The organism is Campylobacter majalis, assembly GCF_905120465.1.
GTDB classification, from domain to species: domain Bacteria; phylum Campylobacterota; class Campylobacteria; order Campylobacterales; family Campylobacteraceae; genus Campylobacter_A; species Campylobacter_A majalis.
In genome coordinates, this window is the sequence record NZ_CAJHOF010000045.1 from 1 (window position 1) to 1576 (window position 1576).

At 26.2% G+C, this 1576-nt stretch carries 2 protein-coding genes; both read right to left on the reverse strand.

Going from position 1 to position 1576, the window contains the following annotated elements; all coding sequences use genetic code 11:
* Positions 1-182: 182 nt before the first annotated feature.
* Positions 183-548: a hypothetical protein gene (locus LQU93_RS09830; RefSeq protein WP_229933708.1), complete on the reverse strand. Its 366-nt coding sequence runs from the start codon at positions 546-548 to the stop codon at positions 183-185.
* On the reverse strand, positions 511-1576 hold a 1066-nt coding region (locus LQU93_RS09835; protein WP_229933709.1), incomplete at its 5' end, for a hypothetical protein. The genes LQU93_RS09835 and LQU93_RS09830, both read right to left, overlap by 38 nt.

Genomic DNA, 1576 nt, shown 5'->3' on the forward strand with positions numbered 1-1576 from the left:
TCCTTTTATAAAAATTTGTATTTAAATTCTTTTATTAGTAAATCTGTCCTGTTTCTTTATCTACCCAGCGAATTGTAGGACAGTCGTAATACCAAAATTTGCTCCATTCATATCTTTGTTTTCAAATTTATTCCAAAGATATTTTTTGGTCGCTAAATATCACATAATCGATTAATAAATTTTCATTTTATATTTACCATATTTTCAAAAAAACTATTTTCTTCCCACAAATAGCACTCTAGCATTTTTAAAAGTCCATTTTCCAAAAATACCATTGCGCCGCCAATAATTTTATCTGCGTATATTAAATTTACATTACCAATAAAACCATTATTTTTACTTTTTTCCAATGTTGTTTTATGGTCAAAATAGCAATAATATCCAATAGTCGAGGCTTCTTTTTTTACAATTTTCGAATTTTCAAATTGTCTAAAAAGGATATCATCGTCCAAATTGTCACTTATTAATTTAACAATCCTAGCTTCAAAATTTATAATAATTGTAAAATCATCAAGGTATAAACATTGTTCCGATTTCTGGTTTTCCATCTTTTATAACTCCTCGCACAGTAATTTCATAACCTTTAATATTAACTTTATGACCACTAGTAAAATTATTTGGCAATTTACCATTTGCCATATCTTTTTCAAGTTCTTTTATTGTTGCATTATAAGCTTGTTGATTATTTTGAAATTTATTTAAAAAATCATCCAATTTATGTTCTTTTTTGTTAAAAATATGATTTAGCTTATTATCTAATTTCTTAACTTTCTGAGTTTTATCTACTTTTTCAATTGGTCTATCAGGAACTTTATTTTCTGCCACATTTTTTTTATTTTTACTATCTTTGGTAATGGCATTTTTAATATATTTTGCAGTAGTTGCAATTGTTATACCAAGCATATGTAAATATTTGTTATTGTCACTTTCGCTCTTATCTTGCAAATTAAATTCCATTTTATTATTGGCTAACATATTTATATTATCAATATTTTTATAATCGAACTTAACATTGGAATTTAATAAATCAACATTTACATCTTGTAAATGCAAAGATTTGTCTAAATAGTCTGCAAAATTCTCACCTTTTATGTTTGCATATTTGTTTTGGTCTTTATCTTGTGGTTTAAAATTGTTTTTAGAATAATCAACTGCATGTTTTAGCTCATGACCTAGTGTGATACTAAAATCATTTAAATTTGATAGGTTCGCTAAATTTAGAGTAATTGTATTTGTTTGTGCATTGAAATTTCCTTTGAAGTTTTCACTATTTGCACCAATTGCATTAGCATCATCTATAAATTTAATCTTTAAATCGCCTAAATCATAGCCGTTTGAATTTGCTAGAGTTTTTGTAAATTCTATTAGGTGGCTCTCTTTTTCATTGATTGAGATATTATTGTTTTGTAAGATATTGACTAAATTTTCACCTAAAACCTTATTTGTTTCATATACTTTATAATTTTCTCCTACCTCTTGGTTAAAGTTTAGCTCTCCTGTTTGAATTATGGTAGATAGTGCCTTTGTAATAGCTGTGGCTTTATTATATTCATCTTCTATCTGCTTTCTACCCTCT

Bases quoted from the DNA above. Each gene is read 5' to 3' on its own strand.
- LQU93_RS09830 (WP_229933708.1), bottom strand. From the start codon at position 548: ATGGAAAACCAGAAATCGGAACAATGTTTATACCTTGATGATTTTACA.